General features: G+C 48.2%; 19 protein-coding genes. 17 read left to right on the top strand and 2 right to left on the bottom strand.

What is annotated here, in order from left to right; genetic code table 11:
• Nucleotides 1-45: 45 nt before the first annotated feature.
• The 11 genes from AC2IBB_RS21405 (at nucleotide 46) to AC2IBB_RS21355 (ending at nucleotide 18,264) form a co-directional block, all read left to right on the top strand.
• Nucleotides 46-780 (top strand): hypothetical protein, encoded by a 735-nt coding sequence (locus AC2IBB_RS21405; RefSeq protein ID WP_486328772.1) that lies wholly within the window; start codon nucleotides 46-48, stop codon nucleotides 778-780.
• A 50-nt stretch (nucleotides 781-830) separates the two neighbouring features.
• Nucleotides 831-1,304: a hypothetical protein gene (locus AC2IBB_RS21400; RefSeq protein ID WP_486328771.1), complete on the top strand. Its 474-nt coding sequence runs from the start codon at nucleotides 831-833 to the stop codon at nucleotides 1,302-1,304.
• A gap of 38 nt (nucleotides 1,305-1,342) precedes the next feature.
• Nucleotides 1,343-1,867, top strand: a complete 525-nt coding sequence (locus AC2IBB_RS21395) for a hypothetical protein (RefSeq protein ID WP_486328770.1) — start codon at nucleotides 1,343-1,345, stop codon at nucleotides 1,865-1,867.
• Nucleotides 1,851-2,324: a hypothetical protein gene (locus AC2IBB_RS21390; RefSeq protein WP_486328769.1), complete on the top strand. Its 474-nt coding sequence runs from the start codon at nucleotides 1,851-1,853 to the stop codon at nucleotides 2,322-2,324. The genes AC2IBB_RS21395 and AC2IBB_RS21390 overlap by 17 nt, the downstream gene beginning before the upstream one ends.
• Before the next feature lie 94 nt (nucleotides 2,325-2,418).
• On the top strand, nucleotides 2,419-4,719 hold the full coding sequence (locus tag AC2IBB_RS21385) for a secretin N-terminal domain-containing protein (protein WP_486328768.1): 2,301 nt from the start codon (nucleotides 2,419-2,421) through the stop codon (nucleotides 4,717-4,719).
• On the top strand, nucleotides 4,719-5,183 hold the full coding sequence (locus AC2IBB_RS21380) for a type II secretion system protein (protein WP_486328767.1): 465 nt from the start codon (nucleotides 4,719-4,721) through the stop codon (nucleotides 5,181-5,183). The genes AC2IBB_RS21385 and AC2IBB_RS21380 overlap by 1 nt, the downstream gene beginning before the upstream one ends.
• 8 nt (nucleotides 5,184-5,191) lie before the next feature.
• Nucleotides 5,192-5,572 carry a type II secretion system protein gene (locus tag AC2IBB_RS21375; protein WP_486328766.1) on the top strand — a complete coding sequence of 127 codons (381 nt, stop codon included), beginning with the start codon at nucleotides 5,192-5,194 and terminating at the stop codon, nucleotides 5,570-5,572.
• Between the two features lie 12 nt (nucleotides 5,573-5,584).
• Nucleotides 5,585-6,007: a type II secretion system major pseudopilin GspG gene (gspG, locus tag AC2IBB_RS21370; protein WP_486328765.1), complete on the top strand. Its 423-nt coding sequence runs from the start codon at nucleotides 5,585-5,587 to the stop codon at nucleotides 6,005-6,007.
• 35 nt (nucleotides 6,008-6,042) lie between these two features.
• On the top strand, nucleotides 6,043-6,507 hold the full coding sequence (locus tag AC2IBB_RS21365; RefSeq protein WP_486328764.1) for a type II secretion system protein: 465 nt from the start codon (nucleotides 6,043-6,045) through the stop codon (nucleotides 6,505-6,507).
• Between the two features lie 313 nt (nucleotides 6,508-6,820).
• A complete protein-coding gene (locus AC2IBB_RS21360) occupies nucleotides 6,821-17,500 on the top strand; it encodes an RHS repeat-associated core domain-containing protein (protein WP_486328763.1) in 10,680 nt (3,559 codons plus the stop codon).
• Nucleotides 17,501-17,517: 17 nt separating this feature from the next.
• Nucleotides 17,518-18,264 carry a hypothetical protein gene (locus AC2IBB_RS21355; RefSeq protein ID WP_486328762.1) on the top strand — a complete coding sequence of 249 codons (747 nt, stop codon included), beginning with the start codon at nucleotides 17,518-17,520 and terminating at the stop codon, nucleotides 18,262-18,264.
• Between the two features lie 99 nt (nucleotides 18,265-18,363).
• On the opposite strand, the gene AC2IBB_RS21350 is transcribed toward AC2IBB_RS21355, so the two are convergent.
• Nucleotides 18,364-18,951 carry an IS630 family transposase gene (locus tag AC2IBB_RS21350; RefSeq protein ID WP_486333987.1) on the bottom strand — a complete coding sequence of 196 codons (588 nt, stop codon included), beginning with the start codon at nucleotides 18,949-18,951 and terminating at the stop codon, nucleotides 18,364-18,366.
• A 22-nt stretch (nucleotides 18,952-18,973) separates the two neighbouring features.
• Entirely contained in the window at nucleotides 18,974-19,372 is a 399-nt protein-coding gene (locus tag AC2IBB_RS21345; protein WP_486328761.1) for a helix-turn-helix domain-containing protein, read from the bottom strand.
• Between the two features lie 186 nt (nucleotides 19,373-19,558).
• Between AC2IBB_RS21345 and AC2IBB_RS21340 the strand changes: the two genes are divergently transcribed.
• The 6 genes from AC2IBB_RS21340 (at nucleotide 19,559) to AC2IBB_RS21315 (ending at nucleotide 22,863) form a co-directional block, all read left to right on the top strand.
• Nucleotides 19,559-19,636 (top strand): hypothetical protein, encoded by a 78-nt coding sequence (locus AC2IBB_RS21340; RefSeq protein WP_486333986.1) that lies wholly within the window; start codon nucleotides 19,559-19,561, stop codon nucleotides 19,634-19,636.
• A gap of 411 nt (nucleotides 19,637-20,047) precedes the next feature.
• Nucleotides 20,048-20,629, top strand: coding sequence for a suppressor of fused domain protein (locus AC2IBB_RS21335; RefSeq protein WP_486328760.1), 582 nt, complete (start codon nucleotides 20,048-20,050; stop codon nucleotides 20,627-20,629).
• A 43-nt stretch (nucleotides 20,630-20,672) separates the two neighbouring features.
• Complete coding sequence (locus AC2IBB_RS21330; protein ID WP_486328759.1) at nucleotides 20,673-21,182, top strand: hypothetical protein; 510 nt, start codon at nucleotides 20,673-20,675, stop codon at nucleotides 21,180-21,182.
• 188 nt (nucleotides 21,183-21,370) lie between these two features.
• A complete protein-coding gene (locus AC2IBB_RS21325; RefSeq protein ID WP_486328758.1) occupies nucleotides 21,371-21,973 on the top strand; it encodes a hypothetical protein in 603 nt (200 codons plus the stop codon).
• 71 nt (nucleotides 21,974-22,044) lie between these two features.
• A complete protein-coding gene (locus tag AC2IBB_RS21320; protein WP_486328757.1) occupies nucleotides 22,045-22,482 on the top strand; it encodes a hypothetical protein in 438 nt (145 codons plus the stop codon).
• Between the two features lie 54 nt (nucleotides 22,483-22,536).
• The gene (locus AC2IBB_RS21315; protein ID WP_486328756.1) at nucleotides 22,537-22,863 is read left to right on the top strand and encodes a hypothetical protein; all 327 of its coding nucleotides are present in this window, start codon (nucleotides 22,537-22,539) and stop codon (nucleotides 22,861-22,863) included.
• Nucleotides 22,864-23,099 lie beyond the last annotated feature (236 nt).

The following is a 23,099-nucleotide window of genomic DNA, read 5'->3' as shown; positions in this document are numbered from 1 at the left end:
GCTGACAAATGCGCCGTCAAGGTCGTCAAAGGCGGGGATACGTGTATGCTGGACTTTGATCGGACGGCGACTCCTCTCGAAGAGGAAGTTACGCTTGCTAATGGAACGCTTGGTCATATTTGTATTCCTGACTATGCCTGTTATTACCGATTGCTTACCTACGAAGACTTACCAGGCAATGCTGAAAAAGCTAAGAAATATTTTGAATGGCGATTGGATAAAGAGTTGTTCGCTACGTCAGGCGAATACGAATATTCTTTTGGTCCGATAAATAGAAAACAGGGTTCCTGCAGTGTCCTGGCGGTTAAAAAAGTCTATTTGGAGCAGGTCAGGGCGCTTATCGATCGCCTGGGCATTATCCCTTCCAAACTGATGCCATTATCTTTTTATCTTCATCGACACTTTGTCCGCCGCCAAATCATCAATGAAAACCGATCCTGTCTTGCACTATGCCTTTTGCCTGGAAATTGGAGCCTATTTCTGACGCACCCTAATGGAGTGCTGAGGCAATTGCGTTCTGCGATGTGGAATGAGTCCGAGTTTGAGGACAATGAGCTAGGCGACCTTTATGCCGACTGTTTGCGGATAAAACGCTCCTATACTAAAGATATATTGGTGGAGGATGTCTTTGTTTTAGGGGATAGCGTGTCGGTATCAAAGTTTATCAATATTTGTGAAAGCTTGGACCCGCAACTGGCGCTGCATCGAGTCTCCTCTTTAGACTCTCTTTCTGGCTCAGAACTTTACAGGCGACTGCTGGATATTCTGACTGAACAGTGAAAAACGAATACCCGACTTTTTTTTCTGACGCGCGAGGCGTTTCCAAAGCCATGTCTTTGGTCTTGGGCGTCCTGTGCGTCATATGTACGGGAATACTTCTCTATGAGTTGTACGCCTATTTTGCGGTGACCACAGCTCAGGTCAGTAAACAAGCGAAACTGGATCGATATCGCGAACTAAATCAAGCGCTTTCCAACTCAGGGCAAAGAGAGTCGGACTATATCCAATTCAAAAACAACCTGGCGGCTTTGGACTCGATCACCGAGCAGGACAGATCCGTTGCGCCGGTCTTCGACTTTTTAGAGAAGACACTGGACGAATCGAGTTTTGTTCAGCGAGTGGTATATGAGCAAAGTAAAAAACAGGCATTGGTGTACGTGCGCTCAACCACGCCATTAATCCTTGAAAAAAGGCTAAACGAGCAGAAAGCGCAAAGCGCCAGCTCTGGAGTGGATATTCTTTCCAAGCAGTCCCTGAAGGGAGGGGAGTTGGCGGTGATATATGAGCTGAGGTTCTCCATTTGACAGCAGAGAGTGCGTTTCAGCTGCAGAGGAATGACCCTTTGCTGCAGTTGTGCGCGCTGGGCTGCGTATCCGCGGCGCTGGCGTTGGCGCTGTTTCACTTATTCGTATATAGCGCAGCGTTGACGGATGAGCAGTCTGTTGACGTTCGCTTGCGGCAGGCGGAATCAGACTACACTTATCAAAAGTCAGTGGAGGAGCAATATGCACTGGCGGACAAGTATGCGGACCGCCTTAGTGAGCTAATACAGAAAACCAACACCCAATTTAACAGTGTCGCCTTCGCTCGCAAGCTTGATGAAATCGTCAAACGGTCAGGGATATACATACTCTCTGAGTCATATGGAGCAGTTAAAAGTAAAAAGGAATACAGCATCGTCGAAGTTAAACTGCGGATACGCTCCTCCTACAAGACTATGCGGGGGTTTCTACGTCTAATGGAATCCGGGGACTTTTATACTGTTCTGACCAAGGCTGAAATTGAAAAAGATGGAGGAGAGGTTTTAGCCAGTCTTGAGTTTGAAATCAGATACCTGACCAGTGTGGCGAATGAAAAAGGCGCTTAATGTAAAACACGGCGCGTTATTCGCCGTTATTGTTCTGCTTTTGGTATTGAACGCTTTCCGCTATCTCGCTGATTCGGACTCAACGGCTGTTACAGAGCCCAGAGTCCGCAATGTAGAACCGCTTTCCTTGCCCGCCGTCCTATCCCGTGAAGGCGACTATACTTTTCAACGTGATATTTTCGCGCCGGTTGAGATTGCTATCGCTACACCAGAGCCGCCGCCCCCTGTCAATGAGCCGACAGTAGCTCCTGTTGCGCCCCCGGACCCGATGTTTGAAGCGAGAGCGGATGTAGGAATTGTTGTGAAGGGCGTTAGTCAGCGCAGAGGAGGCAAACCTTCGGCGATGATTGAAGTAGCCGGAAAAGTCTATGTCGTATCTGAGGGGGATGTCGTCAACGAGACGTTTCGCATTGAGAGTATTAAAGACTCTCGAGTCTTTGTCTCTCGATATCAATGAACTGCTGTTACGAATACAGCCAATGCTATTGAGTTTGGCGATGGATGCATTAGTTCGCTTTTGGTCCGCCTTGCGCAAGAAACAGGTGTGCGTTATGGCTCTGCTGGCAGTGTTGCAAGCTTGCGGCGCGCTTCCTTCCGCCGACTCCGACGCGGATGTAGACGGCAGGCAGGGCGATGGCGAGCAGTTGGCAAGGTCCACCTATCAAGTTGAACAGCGACATGGAGAGTACCTTCGAGAGCAGGCGGTTATCAGCAAGGCGGAAGAGCTGGCCAGCCTGAAACTCTATGACAACGCCACTCAGGTCATCAACCAGGGGCTGCAGAAGCAGCCCACAAGCGTTCGACTTAGAGACATGCGGGACAACGTCGTTAGACTGCAGACATCGCAGAAAAAGTATAACGAGGCAATTGAGCTGCTGGAGAAAAAGCGCATCAGCAAAGCGATTCAGTTATTGAAGGAAGCGTTGATGCATGACTCCGCCAATAAAGATGCAGCGGAGCTGCTTAAAAAAGTATCAAAGAGAGTCATACCGGAAAGAAAGTCAGACCCCATCCAGTTGCAGTTCGAGAAGCTGGATCTGCGTTCAGCGATTGGTTTTGTCGCCAACTCATATGGCGTTAACGTGATTTTTGACGACGGAGTGAAAGATGTTCCCGTCACTATGGCGATAGACAGTCTTGATTTTTATGACGCCATGCAAGTATTGCTGCAATTATCTAAGTGTCACTTTAAGGTTATTGATGCTCATACCATCCTCATCTACCCCGACAGTAAAGACAAAAGGGCGCAATATGAGAATCTGATTTTGAAGGCGGCTCCCCTGGAATATATCCAGGCCAAGGATATGGCGGCGATCCTAAAGACAGTTCTAGACATCAAGGATGTAACGGTTAACGAAAATAATAATCTGCTGATGATTCGGGAAACGCCGCAGTTGATGGGGCTGGCGGAGCAGTTGATCCTGGTGAATGATGTTCCTGCGCCGCAAGTTCTGCTTGATGTTGAAATCCTTGAGATTAATAAATCCAAATCAGAGCAGTTGGGAATGGATTATGGCAATTACCGCATAGAGCTTCAAAATCAACCTGTGCCTGTCAGCGGCTCCATATTGGGCGGGTTGGCGGAAACCTCGAAACTGGCTATTCCTTCCGTGGCATTGAAGGCGTTTAAGCAGAATGTGGACGCAAAAATTCTCGCCAATCCAAAGATCAGAGTTCTCAACAATCAAGATGCGAAAATCCATATTGGCGACCGGGTGCCGTTACGTTCCGCGTCTATCCTGGATGCCACCGGTCAGACGAGAACGACATTTGAATATCAGGAAATCGGCATCAAGTTGTCCGTTAAGCCGAAGATACACCCCAATAACGACACTACACTCACGCTCTCGCTGGAGGTCAGCGCTTTAGGCGAGAATCTTGGGACGGCGGAAGAGCCTGCATACCGTATAGGCGCGCGTAATGCGGAAACCGTCATGCTGCTTAAAGACGGTGAAAGTATTTTGCTGGGTGGTCTTATACGTGAAGAGGAAAGGCGTTCTTTTTCTTCGCTTCCAGGAGTGAACCGGTCGTCTTTACTGAGCAAGTTATTCGGTTTGGATGATCAGTCCGACAGCCGGACTGACGTATTGCTTACGATTACCCCACGAGTGGCGAGGGGGAATCGCCTTAACGAGGTGATGCGAGATCTTGAGCTCGAAACAGGAACGCGGGAACGACTGAGCTCCCCTATCAACGATCAGATATATCGCTTGAAAGTCGGATCGCCCAGCTTTACTTCCCTGGAACGTTATAAATCGGAGTCCCAACTGTCAGTGCAGGAATCCGGCGTGACTCCGACGACCTCCACTCCCCCCAATAACAGCGAGCCTGCGTTAGATATACAAAACTCATCCTCAAACGTTTCCCCTGCTACTACGGAGAAATCGCTGACCGACGATCTCGCTCCATCCATGACTGCGCCTGGAGTTGAGCCTGTCATCGATATAACAGAGGAAACGCCGACATTTTCTGTGACTCCAGAAAGCCAAAGCGTCGTTGTTGATGAAGCTGTGATTATTAAGTTACAGCTTGATCAGCTGCGTGATCTCTCACGTGTGGAAGGCGGCTTGTTGTTCAATCCTAACTTGCTGGTTCTGGAAGCGGTGACCTCAATTGCTCCTTATTCGTTGAAGGCGGATTATGAGGTGACCAATGGGGGCAATACCATTCAGTTTGGAATTGACGTCAACCCCGAGCTGCAAGCGGTTGCGAATGTGGATGTGGTGGAGCTTCGCTTTAAGGCGTTGCGTAAAGGAACCAGCTTTATGGTGATAAAAACACCCCTGCTTATCGATAAATCTGGGGTCAAGAAAGGCGCGGTGTCCCGCAATGCCCGCGTAACGGTGAATTGATGCGGGGTTTCTCTCTTATCGAAATGCTGGTCTCCCTCGCCATATTAGGGATATTGGCTTCTATAACCATCCCTTATGCCCAAGTGGCCAGTCAGCGAGCGAAAGAGGTTGAGTTGAGGGCGCACTTACGAGAAATCCGGCAGGCGATTGATCTGTTTCATGAAGACTGGAAGAACGAACAAATCCAGAGAACTGACGGCTCTTCCAGCCGTTACGGGTATCCCGTCAGCCTGGAAGTATTGGTGGATGGCGCGCCTGCGGCGAATGGCGATGGCGTAAAGCGCTATTTACGGCGTATTCCTGCAGACCCTTTCGACAGGGAGAGCGATTCCGCCAAGTCCTGGCGTTTGCGCTCATATCAGGATGATGTGGACTCAAGTATCTGGGGAGGGGAGGACGTGTATGACGTGCGGGTTGCGCATGATCTGCAGGCGCTTAACGGCGAATATTATCGTGACTGGTGAAACCCTCGATGAATGAGAAGCCGAGGCGTATCGGACGTGGTTTCACCATGCTGGAGTTGCTGGTTGTATTGGTAATTGTCGCCTTAATAGCCAGCCTTGCCGCTCCTGTTGTCTATACTTCAATACGCAGGGCGAATGAAGCAGCGTTAAAAGAGACTCTGCAGGTCACCAGAAGAGCGATCGATGACTTTTACGCTGACAAGCAACGCTATCCAGATAGCCTGGAAGAGCTGGTTGAAGAACGTTACCTCCGTTCTTTGCCAGTGGACCCAGTCGCTGGCGGCGCAGCGGGATGGGAAACGCAAATGGCCGATGACGGCGGCATCCTGGATGTTCACAGCAGCGCTGCCGAAACCGCATTGGATGGCTCTGATTACAGCGGGTGGTGAATGGACGTGACAATGATGAAACGTCAGTGGGGCTTTACGATGATGGAGCTTCTGATTGTGCTGGTCATAATCGGTCTCCTTGCGGCGCTTGTCGGTCCAACCCTTTACAAACAAATCAGCCCCGCAAAATCCTCTGTGGCCAGCGCACAAATTGAGAATTTTATGAACGCCCTGGACGCCTACTTTATCGACACCGGGAAATTTCCCTCTAATCAAGAGGGGTTGGAGGCGCTCCGGGTGAAACCTTCCAGCGTCAACAATTGGAATGGGCCTTATCTGAAAAAAGAAATCCCCAATGATCCTTGGGGGAATCCCTATGTCTATAAGTCGCCAGGACGCAATGGGGGCTATGAGATCTTGTCTCTGGGTGGCGATGGCGCTCCTGGAGGGGCTGATGACTCAGCGGACGTCACCAGCTGGAAGAGCGCCAAATAACATTGCAGCTTTGGCGGCGGGGAATCAGGAAGCGAATGCGCAGAGCTTCGGGATACACATACACTGTTTTGTTAGTGTCCGTCGCGCTGATAATGACTTCCGCCGCGGTTGCTGCGAGAGTCACTTCGCAGTTGATGCAGAGGGACTTGGAGCTGGAACTGATGTTCCGGGGAGAGCAATACAGAAAAGCAATTCAGTCGTTTTACGAAACAGGATTGCCGCGAAGATTGCCGAGGAGCCTTGAGGAGTTGGTGAATGACCCGCGCTTTTTGGAGATTCATCACATCCGAAAGTTATGGAAAGACCCGCTTACCGGCTCCGATTGGAATGTGATTGTGGACGGCTCCGGCGCTTTGACCGGCGTGGTCAGCAAGAGTGAGAAAAAGCCAATCAAAGAGAAGGGATTTCCTGAACGACTGCGGCACTTTGAACAAGCGGACGCGTACAACCAGTGGACTTTTGTATTTGATCCGTCGCAGGAGAAGAAAACAGGACAATAATCGGCGTAAATGGATATGGGTTGTGAAGTTTGCAGAGACTCTGAGGCCGGCGAAATAAGCTCTATGGGCATCCGCCGCTCCCGCCATGCATGACGCTGGTGCGGAATCAGTTGGCTCGCTCTGATGTTTGGGCTAAGCAAGCCTCGGGTTGGATTGGAAAGCGACAGTCATATTTCGTTGTGTAAGATCTGCGTACTACGCCATAGGCCGGTGCGCCCACAGGAGGTTATGCCGCATGGCTTGCCGAGAAATGCGTGACATAACTGTGGTACCCAATTCGCCCCTCCCTGGGATTGATGACAGGGTCTGAAGCATGCGCAATTTTACTTTCCGGCTTGGCATGGCCATCAGTTTTTCTTTGTCGCTTCTTATCTCCGCCCAGGTATGGCCGGAGGAGGAGGTTCCGCCTGACAGGGATGAGATAAGTAGAAAGTATCTGGATGCGTATATTTCCGGTGAAGATGTTTCTAGTTTCAAAGAGCCAATTCTGCAACAAAGCCGATTTCCCCGCCTACAAAGATCCTCCGCGCCAGCCGCCCTTGAAGATAGCCTCACGGCTTTTATTCCCAAATTAAGAAATGCGCTGGATCAGGAGCAAGGCGCCATTCAGTTGCTTGAAAGCGAATATCTGCAACTGAAAGCAGAGGTTTTACTGTTCAGCGCATATCTGGATGGCGTTGAGCAGCGACTTGATTCCGCTGGAAGTGGGGACGCCAGAACGCAACTCAGGCAAACGCGGTTGAATTTCGATGCCGCGACTAGCGCATTGATATTGGCGATGGACGGGTTTTATTCCAACTACACCGAAGTGCAAGACCCGGAAACGTCCACCTTCAGACAGCTAACGCTTATTGCTGACAATCTCTGGGCCGTCAGGAATATCGGCGTCGCGCTGGAAAATATAGAGAGTCAAAGCGCCGCCCAAAGCCATCCCATCCTGAGAGCAATGGGACTGCCCTATGGTGGTCTTGAAATGGCGGCGGTGAACCCGGTGATGGAGCCAGTGGTCGTTCCCAGTTATGCGAACTCGGAGGTGTTAGGAACGACCCCGGCGGATTTGGCGGGAGGTGAGCAAACGCCTTTATCTGACGATATTCTTAAGCAGGCGGAACAACTTGCTTATGACCCGGTTCGGATTTTCAACTTCGTACGTGATGAAATACAGGTGGAATGGTACGCCGGCGCGATGAAAGGGGCGGCGGAAACCCTCCGGCAGAAGAGCGGCAATGACGTGGATCAAGCCAGCCTGCTGGTGGCTTTGCTGCGAGCCAGCAGCATACCGTCACGCTATGTTCATGGCGTTATTGAACTGCCGATCAGTTATCTACAAAAAACGCTGAATGTGCAGCAGCCGACCGAAATCGTTCGCGCTATCAGAAGCGCCGGCGTGCCTGTGAAGTCCGTAGTCAGGGGAGGTAGGATTGACGCTGTTCAGCTCCAGGCGACCTGGGTTTCGGCTTTTGCGCCTTATACTAATTATCGGGGAACTACGGTGGACCGCACCGGTAAGGTATGGCTACCTTTGGCTCCGTTTTACAAGTCCTATGAGAACACGCCATCTCCCGCGGCGCTGAACGAGTTTCAGGATCAGATTTCAGGATGGATTGAGAGTTATTACACCACGTTGACAGAACAGTCGCCCCTGGAGCGGATCAAAGGAGAGGTTGAACAGCTCGCGGTCGCTAAAGGGCAGAACTACGCCGCGCAACTGGGGCGGTCGCAAGTCGTCAGCGAAGCGTTGCGTTATCTGCCTAACAGCCTACCGTTTAATGTAGCGTCGGTAACGGGAGAAGAGTCATCATTGAGCGCCTCCCGCCTGCAGCGGATCACATTCCGAATATATGACAGCACGGAAAGCGCTTCTACTGTCATTCTGACGAAGACCATGTCTGTCGCCGCGCTGGCGGGAAAGCGAGTGACGCTGTCTTACATACCGGCTTCCATTGACGATCAGAATATGGTTAACAGCTTTGGCGGCCTGGATTCCGTTCCGCCTTATCTCATTAAGCTCAGGCCTCAATTGAAGGTGCAGGGTTTGCCTGTCGCAGTCGCGACCTCCGCAATGGAAACGGCGCGCAATCATCGTATCGAAGTCATTGTCGAATCGCCCAATCACTCGGAAATACTATACAAAAACCTGATTTCCGGCGGCTATGAAGCGATTGCCGTCGGGGCGCAGAGAATAATGAAGACTGCTGACTCAGTGGGCTTGGGAGACACCGAGCAGCTTGCGGCGAAAATACTCAGTCAAGCTGCGAAGCGCTATTTGAAGGCCTGGGATGATTCTGAGAATGAATTAGCCAGATTGGGAGGGCTGACGCTGATTAAGCCGTTACCTTCAGTCGCATTCGTCGGCAACCTGATCAGCGTGGACAGGGTTCTGAATCAGCCTCAGATGATCACCTGGAAAGGCGTCAGTCTGGACGCGGCGCTGAAGGCGGTTGAGGTTATTCCGCAACATTCGGGTAGTCTTCCTGTTTCGACTTTTTATTCTTTGAGTGCGTTACAAGGCTCTTTTCTGGAGCATCAAACCTTTGAGAAGGACTTTTTTGTAGACAGTATTTCCGCGGATAAAGGGCTGGCGATAGCGGCTGCTCAGGGCGTCACGGTGCATAACTTGACCCCGGCGGATACAGCGGTTCTCAATAGTTTGCCGCATCCCGGCAATGTGCTTGACGATGTGAGGCAATGGCTGTTGAAAGGATTCAATGTTCGGATACCGGCGGAGCCGGTTTCATATCGCGACTGGACAGGGTCAGCCTGGGTAGTCTCTGACCCCGCAAGCGGCGCGCAAGGCTACTTCATCTCCGGTGGTCTGGCGGGAGGGTCCACAGCCTCGCCGGATATGCCGTCGAGTATAAAGGGGGCGCTTGAGAATGAGTACTCCGGGTCGCCGTTGTTCAACCCCAATCTTATCCGTCGATTAACCAAGATATCCAGCACGGACAATCAAGTGGGGGTTGCAGGCTCTAAAAGTGAGAAAGCGCTGGCGGTCAGGGCTACGACTGCGAAAGGGACGCCTATTGTGGGGGCTCCGGTCACTTTCACTCGCAGCTCGGGTGGAATGAGCTTTGCCGGAAAATCCAGCGTTACCGTTCTCACGAACGCTCAGGGCATCGCTCATGCGGAGTATTCGCACGGAGTGAGCACAAACATAGACAAGATTTTTTATAGGGTAGACCCTAAGGAAAAATATGCGCAGCAGATGTCGTTGAGTCTGATTGAAGCCTCGGTAGCGACTGATAGTGGAACAGTTGGTTTAGATATTTCCTTCACTGTATTGACGCAACCGGGTGAGCTGGCGAAGCTGCGGATAAAAAACCCTCCACCTGCGGAGTATACGCCCCCACCAGTTTACTGGGCGGACACTTTACTGGTGGAAGCTTTAGATGAATACGATAACCCAATCGCTAATGTTCCAGTGACATTTGAGGCGACGTTGCCATCTCCGGCTTTGCAGCCTGGTTCTGTGAATGCAACCGTTGTGCAATCTGATTTTTCCAGCGTCTGTCCACCTCTGAGCACTGTCTGGAACTGTGGCGGCGGCAGTCATGTGGATACCACCAGTGCGTTATATGGCGCAAGTGCAGCATTTTTTACTGGCTCTGAATCAAATATTACCTATTCGTGGCGTATCTCTTCTGGAGCGATTTCAATACCCTTCTATTTGACATCATACAATATGGATGATAGCCAACTCGCTATATCCAGTGGTAATTATTTAGATGCAAGTGGTAAGTCTGGTAGAGCCGGTAAAATTGGCGAGGTATACCCAAAAAGGATTAACTTTTCCGTAGCGAGATTCTTTGTTACATCTGAGAAAGTTGTCGATGATGTGGAATACCGACAGTATAAGGTTTTACCCCTTGATTTTATTGGCGACCCAGGATTTATAGTGAGACATGATGTGGCGGCGGGGGCTTCTGGGAATGTTCTTGACTTTAAAAGAGAAGGTGAAGGTTTATATAGCTATCTGGTCAAGCCAGGAATCAAACCTGCTCTATATACGGTTATGCTTGATGGGGCGGTGTATGATGAGACTGCACAGGACAAGAAACAGAAAGTATTTGTCTCTGTAGGTAATATATATGCTATTGATCCAACAATTTCATCTGTTGATACAGGATATAAAAATAAAGACGGTCCTGTACTTTTGTTGGATTATAAAGGGGGGGCAAAAAAACAAATATTGGTTAATCATCAGGCGTTTCCTGACTATTATCAGAATCCTGACAGATACGTATTAGCCTATGAAGATGGTAAGCCGCTATATTATGGTATTGAGAGAAGTCTATATACGAGTATTTTTGCAGATAGTTTGACGTTTGATATAACTAAGTCTCACCATCTCCAGATGGTGGTTAATGCAGGTGGTAACGTTCAAGTAAAGTCCGACCCATACCCTCTGTCGCTATATTTTCAGAACACTTTGATCTACCCCGAGCCTATCGGAGACCCTGTTCCTAATCTGGTGGGCGTTGATGTAACAGAGGGCAAGCCGATAAATGCAAGTCGGGAAATTGATCTAATGAATCAATGGGCTTGCGATAGTAACAGCACGATTTCTTTTGCCTTGAGCGAAGAGGCCAGGGTCACTGTTAGAGTGACCGATCCCTCTACAGGTGGGGAGACTAAACTAACGGATAACGCTCTGTATCCCAAAGGTGAGCATAGTATCCATATTCCTTTGGTTGAGTTAGGCGAAGGCATTTTTGTTTATCATATTGAAACTGAGTCAGTTGCTAGCGGAGCCGAAGCGCTGAGAGAAGGGCAGCTGACCATAGTTTATAAATATGAGTCTAACTTGCCCGTTGGTCACGCTATCGACAGTGATGTGGATTTATTTGACGGACACTTGACGCTTAGTCGGACTGACTTCTCAGTTCAGGGCCGTGGCCCTGCTTTGCAACTGCAGCGATTCTATTCCAGTAATAACATGCAGGAAGGGGTTCTCGGTACGGGTTGGAGCCATGGATTAGAGTCGTTTGTGAGAGAAGCTGGGTGTGGTTCTGTCGCTATTTCTGGCGGCCAGGGTGGTGGCCGGTACTTTGTTAACGCGGATGGAAGCTATCGTCCGCAAAAAGGACTGCATGGCGATCTCAAATATCACGCAAGCACTTCGGAATGGACGTTTACCGCCAAAGACGGCACATCTTATCACTATCAAAAGCATACATTCGATAAAGCCACTACTTGGCATCTGGCTTATATATTGGATAACAACGGCAATATTCTGTCCTATGGATACGACCCTGCGGCAAGTGAAGCCAAAGTGATATTGGTTCAGGATGATGGTGGCCGGAAGCTGGAGCTTTCATATGGAAAGATAGCGTCGCCGTTTTATGTTGGTCTGGATACTGAAAGGCTAATGCAAGTGAAGGCGCCGTATGAAATTACAGTCGACTTTGCTTACGATGAGCTGGGGCGTTTGGCTTCAGTTACGCAAACTAATTCTGATGACGAGAAAATAGCTGAGACATACGTCTATAACCAGAAAACTCTGGGGTTTGGAGATGGTTATAATCGTTTCAGCAACCTGAATAAGGTAATTGATCCGAATGGCAATGAGGTGAATTATGGCTTCGAGTCCAAGTCGATATTAATTGATACAGCATTGGGACAGGCGACTGTAAATGGTCTTTTCGTCACCAACATAACCCGTCCTCAAGAAGCCGGGACTCAAACCACCACTATTACCTACAGCGCGAGGACTGACCGCTCCAAGTCTTTGGTCACCAAGGTCGACAAAGGCGACGGCCGCGTCACCGAATACACCCTCAACCAATACGGCTCGCCAGTTCAAACTAAAAGTCCCGCTGGGACCGTCATTATGGAATGGACTCCCGATGACGTGCTGATGACGTCCAGAACCGACGAGCGTGGCGTGGTCACCAGATACGAGCATGATGAACACGGTAATGTCACCAAGGAGACCGTCGGATCTCTGCCGCCCACCATTACGACCTATAAGACGTTTCCGGATGGCCTGATCAAAAACCGGGTTGAGACCCTGACCGGGCGCAATGGCGAGACTACTCGCTATGAGTATGACGATAAAGGAAACCTCACCAAGGTTATTTATCCACCCGTGGACGGGGTGTCGTTCACGGAGTCTTTCACCTACGCCGAGAATGGCGACCGTTTGTCTTCCACGGATAGAAATGGCGAGACCACGCTTTATAAAAACTACGATGTCTATGGGTACGTGGGGCAGGTGCAAACGCCAGAGTATTGCTGCGATAGCTTCAAATGGAACCAGTTGGGCGCGAAAACCCAAACAGTAAATGGCGTCGGCGCGGAAACACGGTTCTCTTACGATGGCTTTGGACGCTTGATTGAGGTGCAGAATGCGCTGACCGATAAGCGCACGATGACCTATGACAATAACGGCAACAAACTCTCTGAAACCGATGAAGAGGGCAGGAAAACCCAATGGAGCTATAACGAACGCAATCAGCCGACGTTGATCGAGAAACGCCTGGGCGGCGGGATTATTACCAAAGAGATGAAATACGACGTCTGGGGGAACCTGATTGAAGAGTCTGACTGGCTGCCGGATGGACAAAAGCACCGTACCCGCTACGAATATGATGCGTCGGATCGCGTGGTGGATATCTACTCTCCCGATGGCATGGGCCAGGAGCGCCATGTCCATAAAGAATATGACGGCGTTGGCAATGTCCTGCGGGAAGAAAGGGATTTAGGGCGTTTTCAGCGTTTTGAATACGATGACGCCAACCGGGTCACGAAAGTCTACGACGCGCTGAACGAGCTGGCGCGAGAAGTGGTGTATGACGATGCGGGCAAAACCCAGACGGAATACGACAAGCTGCGCCGGGTGACGGTGACCCGCTTTGACGCTCTAGGGCGCGTCAGTCAGGTCAAAGCGCCCATGGACGCCGTTATGACGAATCGCTATGACGGCAATGGCAACCTGATTGAGTCCACCAACCCTCTGGGAACCAAAGTCGTTGCTGATTACGACGGCTTGAATCGCAAAGTCAAAGAGCAGGCGTATGGCCTGTATCTGAACAAAGACGTCACCAAGCTCACCGAGAAAAATTACGCTTACGACAACGCGAGCAATCTGACGTCCATGATCAATTCCCGCAATGTGGTGACGCTCAATGTCTATGACAAGTTGAATCGTCTGATAGAAATGGAGTTCCCGAAAGGCAGCGGCCAGAAATACCTGTATCAGTATGACAAAGTAGGTAATCGTACCAGGGAAACTTTGCCAAACGGCAATATCCTGACCTCGGTGTATGACGACCTCAACCGGATCAAGTCCAAGTCTGACCTGATCGGCGCGCTGGGTAGCAAAGAGTATGACCATAACGGCAATGTGGTGTACGAAACCGACGCCAATGGCCAGGTGAGAACCTACGAATACGACGGTTTGAACCAGCTGATTCGACAGTATGAACCGGAAAATCGCCAGCTTGAATTTACCTATGATTTGGTCGGCAACCGTCTGTCAGAAGAAGTCCGCTCTCAGGATGGCTCGGGCCTGAGCAATAAAACCACCTACGCCTACGATGTATTGAATCGAGTGGAAAGCGAGACGGATCAGTTGGGGCATTCGCGCAGCTTTGAGTACGATCCTGTGGGGAATCTCAAAGCGGAAACGGATAAGCGCGATCAAGTCACGCGCCATATTTATAACGATCTGAATCAACGCACCAGTACGACCGATGCTTTAGATCAGATTACGACCTTCGAATACGACAAGCTCGGCAATCTGCTGCGCCAGACGTCGCCGCTGAATACGGTGACGGAGAACGACTATGACGGCTTGAATCGATTGCTCTACACCCGCCGAGGACCCGCCGGCGCGCTGATCCGTATTCTGTCCAAGACCTATGACGGCGAAAGCAACGTGCTGACGGAAAAAGACGCCCTCAATAACAGTGTGGTGTATGTCTATGACGACGCCAACAGGGTGGTGACGCTCAGTCGCGAGGAATCTTCATTGACCCGTTACGCCTATGATTTGATGGGGCAGCGTACGGCGGAATGTGATCCAGAAAGTCGTCCTACCAACTGGCGTTATGATTTGCGCGGGCGGCAGACCATGCAGATCAATGCGCTGGGTGAAGCGGTCACCACCAACTATGACGGCAAAGGCAACCGGATCGCCGTCACCCGGGCCAAGGGCAATGAGGTGCAGGCGGTTAGCTGTACATTCAATGCGTCCACGCCTTTGGCCTATCCCGGCGACTCTGATCTCTATACCACGCATTTTCAATATGATGGACTGGACCGCCTGGTGACGGTCATTGACGGGGATAAGCAGACGACCCGCTATGCATACAATCATCTGGGCGTTCGGGTCAGCCAGAGCAATGCGCTGGAGCAGGTCACGCGTATGGAGTATGACGCGCTGAACCGACCCACTGCGGTCATTTACCCGGATTCGGCGCAATTAACCTATAACCAGTACGATCCTAACGGCAATCTGCAACGACTGACGGACCCCAATGGCCATCAGGTCGACTACGCCTACGATCCCCTGAACCGGGAAATACGCAGGACTTTCACTTCCGTTGCGGCGTTGCCGGGGGAGGTGAAGTCCGTTGAAACGGCATACGACGCTCACAATAATGTCACGCGCGTCACCGAGTCCTACGTCGCCGGCGACACCCGTTTAACCACTTTCAGCTATGACGCTTTCGATCGTTTGCTGAAGCAGGTGGACGCATACGGCAAGGCTACCCAGTACCAATACGATAATAACGGCAACCGCACGGCGTTGACCGATCCCGATAATACGGTCACCCGATACACCTTCGATAAGTTGAATCGCGTCAGCACCGTCACCAGTCTGCAGGGGGTGACGGCATACCGCTACGATCACAGCAGTCGGTTGTTGGAAGTGCGTTATCCCAATAACGCGCAGATGAAGTATCAATACGACAAAGCCGGCCGCACTCGCACCCTGACGCATACGCAGAATGGGGCGCAGGTGTCGAAATACGCTTATGTCTACGATCGCCACGGCAATCGCGTCAGTCAGGAAGAAGAGAATGGCCGTGGACTGGAACTCACTCGCTACGATTATGACAATCTGGACCGTTTGACTCAGGTGGGGTATCCGGACGTCCCCGCCGGCAGCGCCACCACGGTGATCTACAGCTACGATGCGGTGTATAACCGGGTCGGCGAGACGGTGGTGGACGCCGCCGCCGCGACGGTGAAAGATCTGACCTATCGCTACAACAGCCGTAACCAGTTATATCAGGTGCAGGATAATCTCGATCCGGCGCAGAACGTGGCCTACAGGTTTGACCCCAACGGCAATCAGGTGCAGAAGAGTAAAGCGGGCGAGGTCAGCGACTTCGTCTTCGATGTCCGCGACCACCTGAGACAGGTCACCGTGGGCGGCTCCACGGTGGGGCAGTTCCTGTACGACTACCGCGGCATGCGCATAGAGAAGCAGGGCGAGCGCGGGGTGGAGCGCTACAGCTACGACGACAATTCCATACTCACCCAGTTCGATGAAAGCGGCGCCACGCTGGCAAAATATGAATACGGCGGCCGCCGCCTGATCAGTTTGAATCAATTCCGCGAAGGCGTGCAGTTCTACCACTTCGACGCCTTGGGCAGTCCGGTGACCCTGACCAAACCGGACGGCTCAGTCCAGGTCCGCTACAGCTACGACGCCTGGGGCCACAGACGCTACCAGAGTGGAGAAAGCTGGAACCGCTTCGGCTTCACCGGCCACGAAGAAGACCGCGAAACCGGCCTGATCTACGCCAAAGCCAGATACTACGACCCAGACACCGGCCGCTTCCTGAGCCAGGACGCCTGGGAAGGCGACATCTCCATCGCCCCGTCATTGCATAAGTATTTGTATGCGTATGCGAATCCTTTGGTTTATTTGGATCCGAATGGGAATGAAGCTTGGCCGTTATTTAATTTCTCAGTTAACTCGGAAACGGATCTAGTTGAGCCGATTAGAAGTATTGATACAGGTAATGTAGTTGCTGACTATAGCCTCGCTTTCTTGGCCTCTGTACCCAATGCAGGTTACATGCTTGTCAATGCCATATCTAATGGGTCCAGTTTGCCATTACAAAGTTATGCCGCAGCCAGAGGGTTAACGCTATCAGATGCCGATTCTGAAATTACAGCAAATATTTCATCGACTGGGGCAATGGCTCCTTTACTTTTAACAGGCTATACCCCATTTCGAGCTCCGATGACTTTAAACAGATTGTTTAGAGCAACAAAGGTTGTAGAGGAGGCCGCTGAGCTACAAAGGACAGGGAATCGTTATGGTAGCATTGACGATTTATTGACGCCTGAAGAGTATGCATTACTAGAGAGTAAAGCTAGCAAAGAAAGCGCGATAGTAGCAGAAAGTTATGAAAAGGCTGGGGCAGGAAATAAGTATGGCATAGAAGCTAATGTTAATGACTCATTGCCATCTTTAGTCGACACGAGAATTAATAAAAGAATAAAGGATGATCTTAAGAAAATAAACGCAAAAAATGCAAAACGAACAGCAGTTCCACAAAACTCCCTGGGAAATGATGAAATAGATGCCGTTGCGGAGTTGGCTGGTAGAAAAGATTATGCGGGGCTAGAGGGGGGGTTTTTGAATGAGGCAGATATTCGTAGTGGCTTTATGAATGTTAGTAATAAAACTAATTTGCCACAATCCCCTGAAGCTCTATTGCCAAGAACAGATGGAAAGTATACAGCTGTTGAAGTTAAGAATAGGAATGTTTTTAATGAGCGTATTTTTGAGGAGGATTTTGAAGGCAAGTTCCATTCGGTCTTTAACTCCAAAAATGGAAATTCTGTAGACAGAATAGTGTTGGTCGTCTCTAATGGAGAGAAAACCCCTCTTACTGTTTTTGAAGGTGGGTATGGGGTTAATAGTCAAGGCTACTTGACTCTGGGCGGGAATATTCAAACTATCCAAGGTCGGCGTATTTCTGTTCTATTTCGTCCTCTTCCTGTTATATCACGTCTCCCTCCTGAGTAATTTATACAAGGGTTTTTATGGATTTACCTTTTTTTGATATTTTTTTAAGCGATAAAGACTTTTCTCCCAACTTGGATGGTTTGTATGAAATTGACTGTGCGCTAACTAATATAAGTACTATTAAAGGATGGAGTGAAATTAGTGCCAGACCTAGAAAAGACGATAGGGTGTCAAGATATGAATTCTTGAAAGGAAAGGTTGTTTCTGTTGGAGGGGTAAGAGAGTTTGTTGAAAAGGATATGAGTGAGGCTGGAAACAACTGGAGGATTAAGAAGATACAAAAATATAGAGATGACTTGGTGATTAGGTGTAATCTGATAGGTGAAAGATATGTGTCCATTGATGGTGTTGATTGTTTGTGTGATGGTGACGTTAAGCTTCACATGATGAGGGCCTGTGAATCATATTATATAAATGGTTTGAGTACTTCCTATAGCTTGAGTTACTGGCCAGTATCTAATTGTGAATTAAGTAATGATCTTAATGTTTTGATTGTTCAAGATGAAGTTGATTGTTTGGCATCTATAAGTGATGCAATCGTAGGGCGAGGTGCTTGTGGTCAGATGGTTTATCTATACATAAAGAATTCGGTTAGATTTTCTGTTGGTGGTTCAGAGCTGGATGGTGGAGAGATAATTAAGAAAGTAAAAGGTGTGGGGGGGGGGGTCCAATTTAACCACCTGGATAATGGATTTTCTATTTATCATGATAACTTTATACATGGCTCCATTGAGGAGGTTCTTGGAATAGAACGATACTATTGAGGTAGTTGAAACCCTTGCAGGGATAATGGGGGAAGGTCTTACATTTTATACTCATTCCAGTTTAAGCTGAGTCTAATCTTGTAGTGGTATAATAAGTATCTAAATAAAATTAATCTTATACTCCTGTCCAAATTTTGACAGGACATCGGTGACCGATTCCTTCAGTCTCTCGAACGTCTCATGCGAACCTAGCGGCAGCCAGTTGTACTTCACCTTTCGCCACAAGATCTCTATCAGGTTTAGCTCCGGTGAATATTTCGGCAAATAGATTGGCCATATGCCTTTGTCCATCCAGTCCCACCTGTGCCGACGAAACTCTGCAGATCGGTGCACGGAGGCGTTGTCCAGGAGCACCACAGCATTCTTTAGTGGATCTTTACTCTCCGCCAGTTTATTAAAAAGCGCCACCACTTGTGCGGAATCCACCCGCTCCTCGGTTGTATGGAATATCAGCTTTTGGCGGCGGCTCATAAACCCCAGAACGTTCAGCCTCTTGCTGTGCGGGTAAGATTTCAGCCGCGTTGACTGCCCCACTCGGCTCCAGCCATAAGGCAAGTTGGAGCGCTGACTGAAGCCTGATTCATCAAAGTAGTAAAGTTCGATTTCGCCCGCATCCTCCCTGGATTGAAGCTCTTTCACAAAACCCTGAAATTGGCGGAAGGCCTCTTCATCCCGAAGAGCGTGCAGCGAAAAGCGAAATCGCTTGAAGCTATATCCTGATTTTTTTTAAGTTCCGTTTAACGGTCTCCAGACAGGCGCTTTTTCCAGTTTCTTTCTCCAGACGCGCATGGACGTCTCGTAGCTGATGGGGCTGCTTATCAATCCAGTCACAAAGCCGCTGCTGTTCCTGCTCTGTGTAAATGGGCGGCCTTCCCGGGGAGGCGTCGCTAATGAGGCCGCATATTCCCATGCTTTCCCACTGCTCAATCCAAATCGAAATAGTGTTGCGGTGGAAGTCGATAATCTCGGCAATGTTATCGATTTTATACCCTTTATTACTGAGCAATATGGCGTGACAGCGAATACGGAAGCGGGAATTCGGGCTGTAACGGAATCCATCAGTTAGTGTTTTGATTTCGGCAGGCTTAAGATGATTGACGTACTTCACGGTGCAAAATATGATCAGTTCGGGTGGTCGTAAGGAGCCTATTTTATTAGGAAATTTATATTTTTCTACTTAGTCTCGGACACATTAATAAGAGACAATGCTCGTCAACGATTAAAGTGCCAGCATGAGTCAGAAAAAATAGTACAAAAATGTACAAAAGAGTTTAAAGAAGAGGCCGTTTTCTTGGTGCGCGACCAAGGTTATTCCGTCCCAGAAGCGGCTAAACCCCTCGGCATTAACGCCAATATGCTCTACAAAGTTTGAAGCTCAGCTTGAAAATCAGGTTCTGGCTGAAGACGATCGCGCAGAGTTAAAACGGCTTCGCTAAGAAAACAAAGAGCTGCGCATGGAAAAGGAAACTATAAGAAAGGCTTCAGTAGATAACGCAACATCCAGGTAAATCGCGCTATAAGGTTCATTGCGACCCTGTAAGTAATTCTGTGTATCTGCCTGGTTGTTAGAGATACCCAGTCAAGCGATCTTCGAACTCGATCATAAATCGGTTCAGCGCTGACTTCCAATTCCTGTACAATGACACAAGCTTATTGCGAGGGCTGTGTCCAGAGTGTAATCAGGGGCACCTATTTGAAAATATTGAAGGTGCGTACCGGAATGCAGAGCCTAGTTCCCCGTTAATATTCCCGATATTCCCTCCTGACGAGCAGGGAGAATAATTTGAAAAACTACAATGTTATGAATTTAGGCGAGGCATACTACGACCACTACGAGAAATATCTCGGTAAGCCGGTTGATAATTTAGTGTTTGAAGACCCGAGTTTAGGTTGGAAGATTCAAGTCTTGGTTTATTCAAATGTTTTTGAGGGCTGTGTTACGTTCGCGACCGTAGGGTTAAGTCACTTTTCCAAGGAATTAAAAGAATGCGGCGAACTTGTTTGCGTTGTAGATAGTGTCGAGGAAGAAGTTCCGAAAATTATCTTTAACACGATTAAAACTATTGTTTTGAACAAAATGGAGCTTGGGTGGGGGATTGGTATAGCGGGGAATGACAAGGTTTCTGCGCGATTTGTTAATGCTACGTCTAAAAACTGTGTTTATATCACCGATCCTCTACCATTCCCAGAGGGGTTTTCTGTTTTACAGAAAGAGTATGGGATTGTAGAGTCTCCTCCTAGGGTTTACTTGATGCTGTTTATATCTCAAGAAGAGTACCAGTATTTTTGTGATAAAGGAGCAAAAGAGTTTGAGAGTTACTTGGAAAGGGAAAGTGTTGACCCTTTCAATGTAATGAGGAAGTGATATAGCAAACAGGGTCTTGGATGACTGAATTAGGAGAATGACAATGCGAGAGATAGATTTTTCGGCGGATATTACTCCTGGGGAGTCTGGAGCTGGTTTTGCCATTGGAACTTCTTTTACTGATTGTCGTGATTTTTTCGAAAATTCAATGCAGTTGGATAGTTCGGAAGTCAAAAATTTACGTCAGCTGCTAACTGAGTCGAATGGTGTTTTGGTTGTGAGTGATGAAAGTTCAGGAGAAAAAATCGTTTACTTCGGTGACGATGTTGTTCGGTTGAAGTTTAATGCCGAAGGGAAATTGTACTGCATATATTTATTTGATGGTTATAACGGGAAAATTGAGAATAGTATAGGGATTGGGTCGAAATTGATTGATGTGACGAAATTGTTTCCTATTTATTATGACGAGCATGATGAGATGCATTATCCTGCCGATGAAAAAGGAGCTTCGGTGAGTGGGGTAGCGTTTTATGGTGCAGAGGAACCAATTGAAGACGACCCAGAACAAGTGATTACTGGTATTTCGGTACATGATTGGAGTTTGGTCTCCTAGTCAGTTATTTTAAACATTAAACCCGGAAAAATAACAGGCGATCCACGCACCATTTCTGAGAAGTGCAGAATTGCTCTGGATCCAAATCACGACAAGCAGTTGAGTACCCAGGCAGAGATCAGAGTCAAAAGCTACTTTGTGTCAGTTTCAAGGCTTTGTTAATAACTTTACTCCAAAACAACCTGAGGGTGGATTACCATACGTATTTTGTAGGAGAGCTTGGCGCATGGGTACATAATCAGAAAAAAGTGGGGTGTGTGCCGTGCCCTTCGGATAGTGGTGGTTCAAGTGTTCCAGACAGCGCTCAATTGAGTCGAGCAGAAATACTTCGACAAAAATATGGGCATTTATCAGTTGAAGAAAGAAGGGCTCTAATTAGTCAGAAATCAGAAGCTAATGCTGAAAGGTGGGTTAGAGAATACGAGACTACCTTAGCTGTCGACAATCCAGGATTGAATCCTCACTTTGTTGACAAGCATGCCCCGGACATTCCTATTGATCCAAATCTAAAACAACGTTCAATAGACGGGGCGCATCCGAGGAATCCATCTACACCTGGAAATTATCCTCAACCGAGCTCTCAGTTCAAAGACTGGAATACTCAGATGCATGTATTGAATGAGGCCGTTACTAGATCTTCTAGAGGGTTGTCAGAATACAATTACTTTATAAACAATAATCCAAATAAATCTGCTGTTATTGGTTCTTCAGATTCAATTGTTGGTTGGGGGTTTACAAGGAATAATTCGGATTTGTCTAATCCACATTTTAATTCGGAAATGTATAATTGAATAGTTCCTTTGGGTGATAATACGTTGCTACCTTATGCAGCGTGTCCTAACAGGTAGATAGGAGAGATTGGATGAGCTTAAAAATTCCCGGTACAAACAACGACTTCTATGTGACTCCTCAATATTTCTTAGCTGAATTTGATGTTTATGATCGTGAAGAGGATTTGGGTGAAGAGCTCAATAAATATAATCCAAATGAGCGAGATGATTTACGAAAATTGTTTCGAAAATATCTTTTTGGCGGGAAAATTGTGGAGCGTTATGAAACTGAACATAAAGCTGAAGTTGCGAAATCGCTGTTAGAGATACTGAATAATGTAGATTTTAATTTCGATAATATTTTGGCAGAAGCTCATAATTCGGAAGACGGATTTTATTTGCCTAGTAATTGGAAAATTAAAAATCTTAGATTGTTTTTTCTTGAAGCATATCGCACTGTATATGAGAAGTGGGGAGAAGAGCTACGGGGAAATGGGGTATCATTAGTTACGCCGGATTCCTTTGATTGATGTAAGTTTATAAAGGGCCATGAGATTTTGCGAAAAAGAAATTTGGTCTTTAATATGTTGGCTGCTGATGTATTAAAGAGAGTTAAGAATTTCAATTGGGCTAACGGATTTGTCGAATCTGATATTGAAAAGTTTAGTAACTATCTTGCCAATGCTGCTTCTTTTAGACGAAAGCACAAATTGGTATCTCAAAATCTGATATTTAATATGACACAAGTGGCTAAAGTTAAGCTTGATATACCAGATGACTATTACAGGGTAATAGAATCTCTTCTGGGTCCTCAAAATTCAATGGTCAAGGAAGTGTGTTACTGGTATGTGAAGTGGGAGTTTGATAAAGAAAGAGAGTTTTTAATAAGAGGGGAAATGCGAGGTGGATAACTCTAAGGAACCTCTGAATAACCCATTGAGATTCCTGCGGGTGATATCCATCATTGGAATTTCAATAAGTCGGCGTTCTCGGATCAAGTCTTTGATCCTCGAAATTTGTTCTCCACTAATAGCAAAACCCAGCACAACAGTATGCACTTGAATTTAGGGCCTGGTAATGGAATTGACTACAATGGGCCAATTATTCCCACAAGTGAACTGAAGTTTGATTCTAGCTTTTACCCATT

Source organism: Hahella sp. NS-SX17 (genome assembly GCF_057367735.1).
Note: the sequence above shows the minus strand (reverse complement) of the source record. Positions and strands in the feature narration are given on the sequence as shown.

Bases quoted from the DNA above. Each gene is read 5' to 3' on its own strand.
- AC2IBB_RS21360 (WP_486328763.1), top strand. From the start codon at position 6,821: ATGCGCAATTTTACTTTCCGGCTTGGCATGGCCATCAGTTTTTCTTTG.
- AC2IBB_RS21330 (WP_486328759.1), top strand. From the start codon at position 20,673: ATGCGAGAGATAGATTTTTCGGCGGATATTACTCCTGGGGAGTCTGGA.
- AC2IBB_RS21380 (WP_486328767.1), top strand. From the start codon at position 4,719: ATGCGGGGTTTCTCTCTTATCGAAATGCTGGTCTCCCTCGCCATATTA.
- AC2IBB_RS21320 (WP_486328757.1), top strand. From the start codon at position 22,045: ATGAGCTTAAAAATTCCCGGTACAAACAACGACTTCTATGTGACTCCT.
- AC2IBB_RS21405 (WP_486328772.1), top strand. From the start codon at position 46: ATGCTGGACTTTGATCGGACGGCGACTCCTCTCGAAGAGGAAGTTACG.
- gspG (WP_486328765.1), top strand. From the start codon at position 5,585: ATGATGAAACGTCAGTGGGGCTTTACGATGATGGAGCTTCTGATTGTG.
- AC2IBB_RS21315 (WP_486328756.1), top strand. From the start codon at position 22,537: ATGTTGGCTGCTGATGTATTAAAGAGAGTTAAGAATTTCAATTGGGCT.
- AC2IBB_RS21355 (WP_486328762.1), top strand. From the start codon at position 17,518: ATGGATTTACCTTTTTTTGATATTTTTTTAAGCGATAAAGACTTTTCT.
- AC2IBB_RS21400 (WP_486328771.1), top strand. From the start codon at position 831: ATGTCTTTGGTCTTGGGCGTCCTGTGCGTCATATGTACGGGAATACTT.
- AC2IBB_RS21385 (WP_486328768.1), top strand. From the start codon at position 2,419: ATGGCTCTGCTGGCAGTGTTGCAAGCTTGCGGCGCGCTTCCTTCCGCC.
- AC2IBB_RS21375 (WP_486328766.1), top strand. From the start codon at position 5,192: ATGAATGAGAAGCCGAGGCGTATCGGACGTGGTTTCACCATGCTGGAG.
- AC2IBB_RS21390 (WP_486328769.1), top strand. From the start codon at position 1,851: ATGAAAAAGGCGCTTAATGTAAAACACGGCGCGTTATTCGCCGTTATT.
- AC2IBB_RS21365 (WP_486328764.1), top strand. From the start codon at position 6,043: ATGCGCAGAGCTTCGGGATACACATACACTGTTTTGTTAGTGTCCGTC.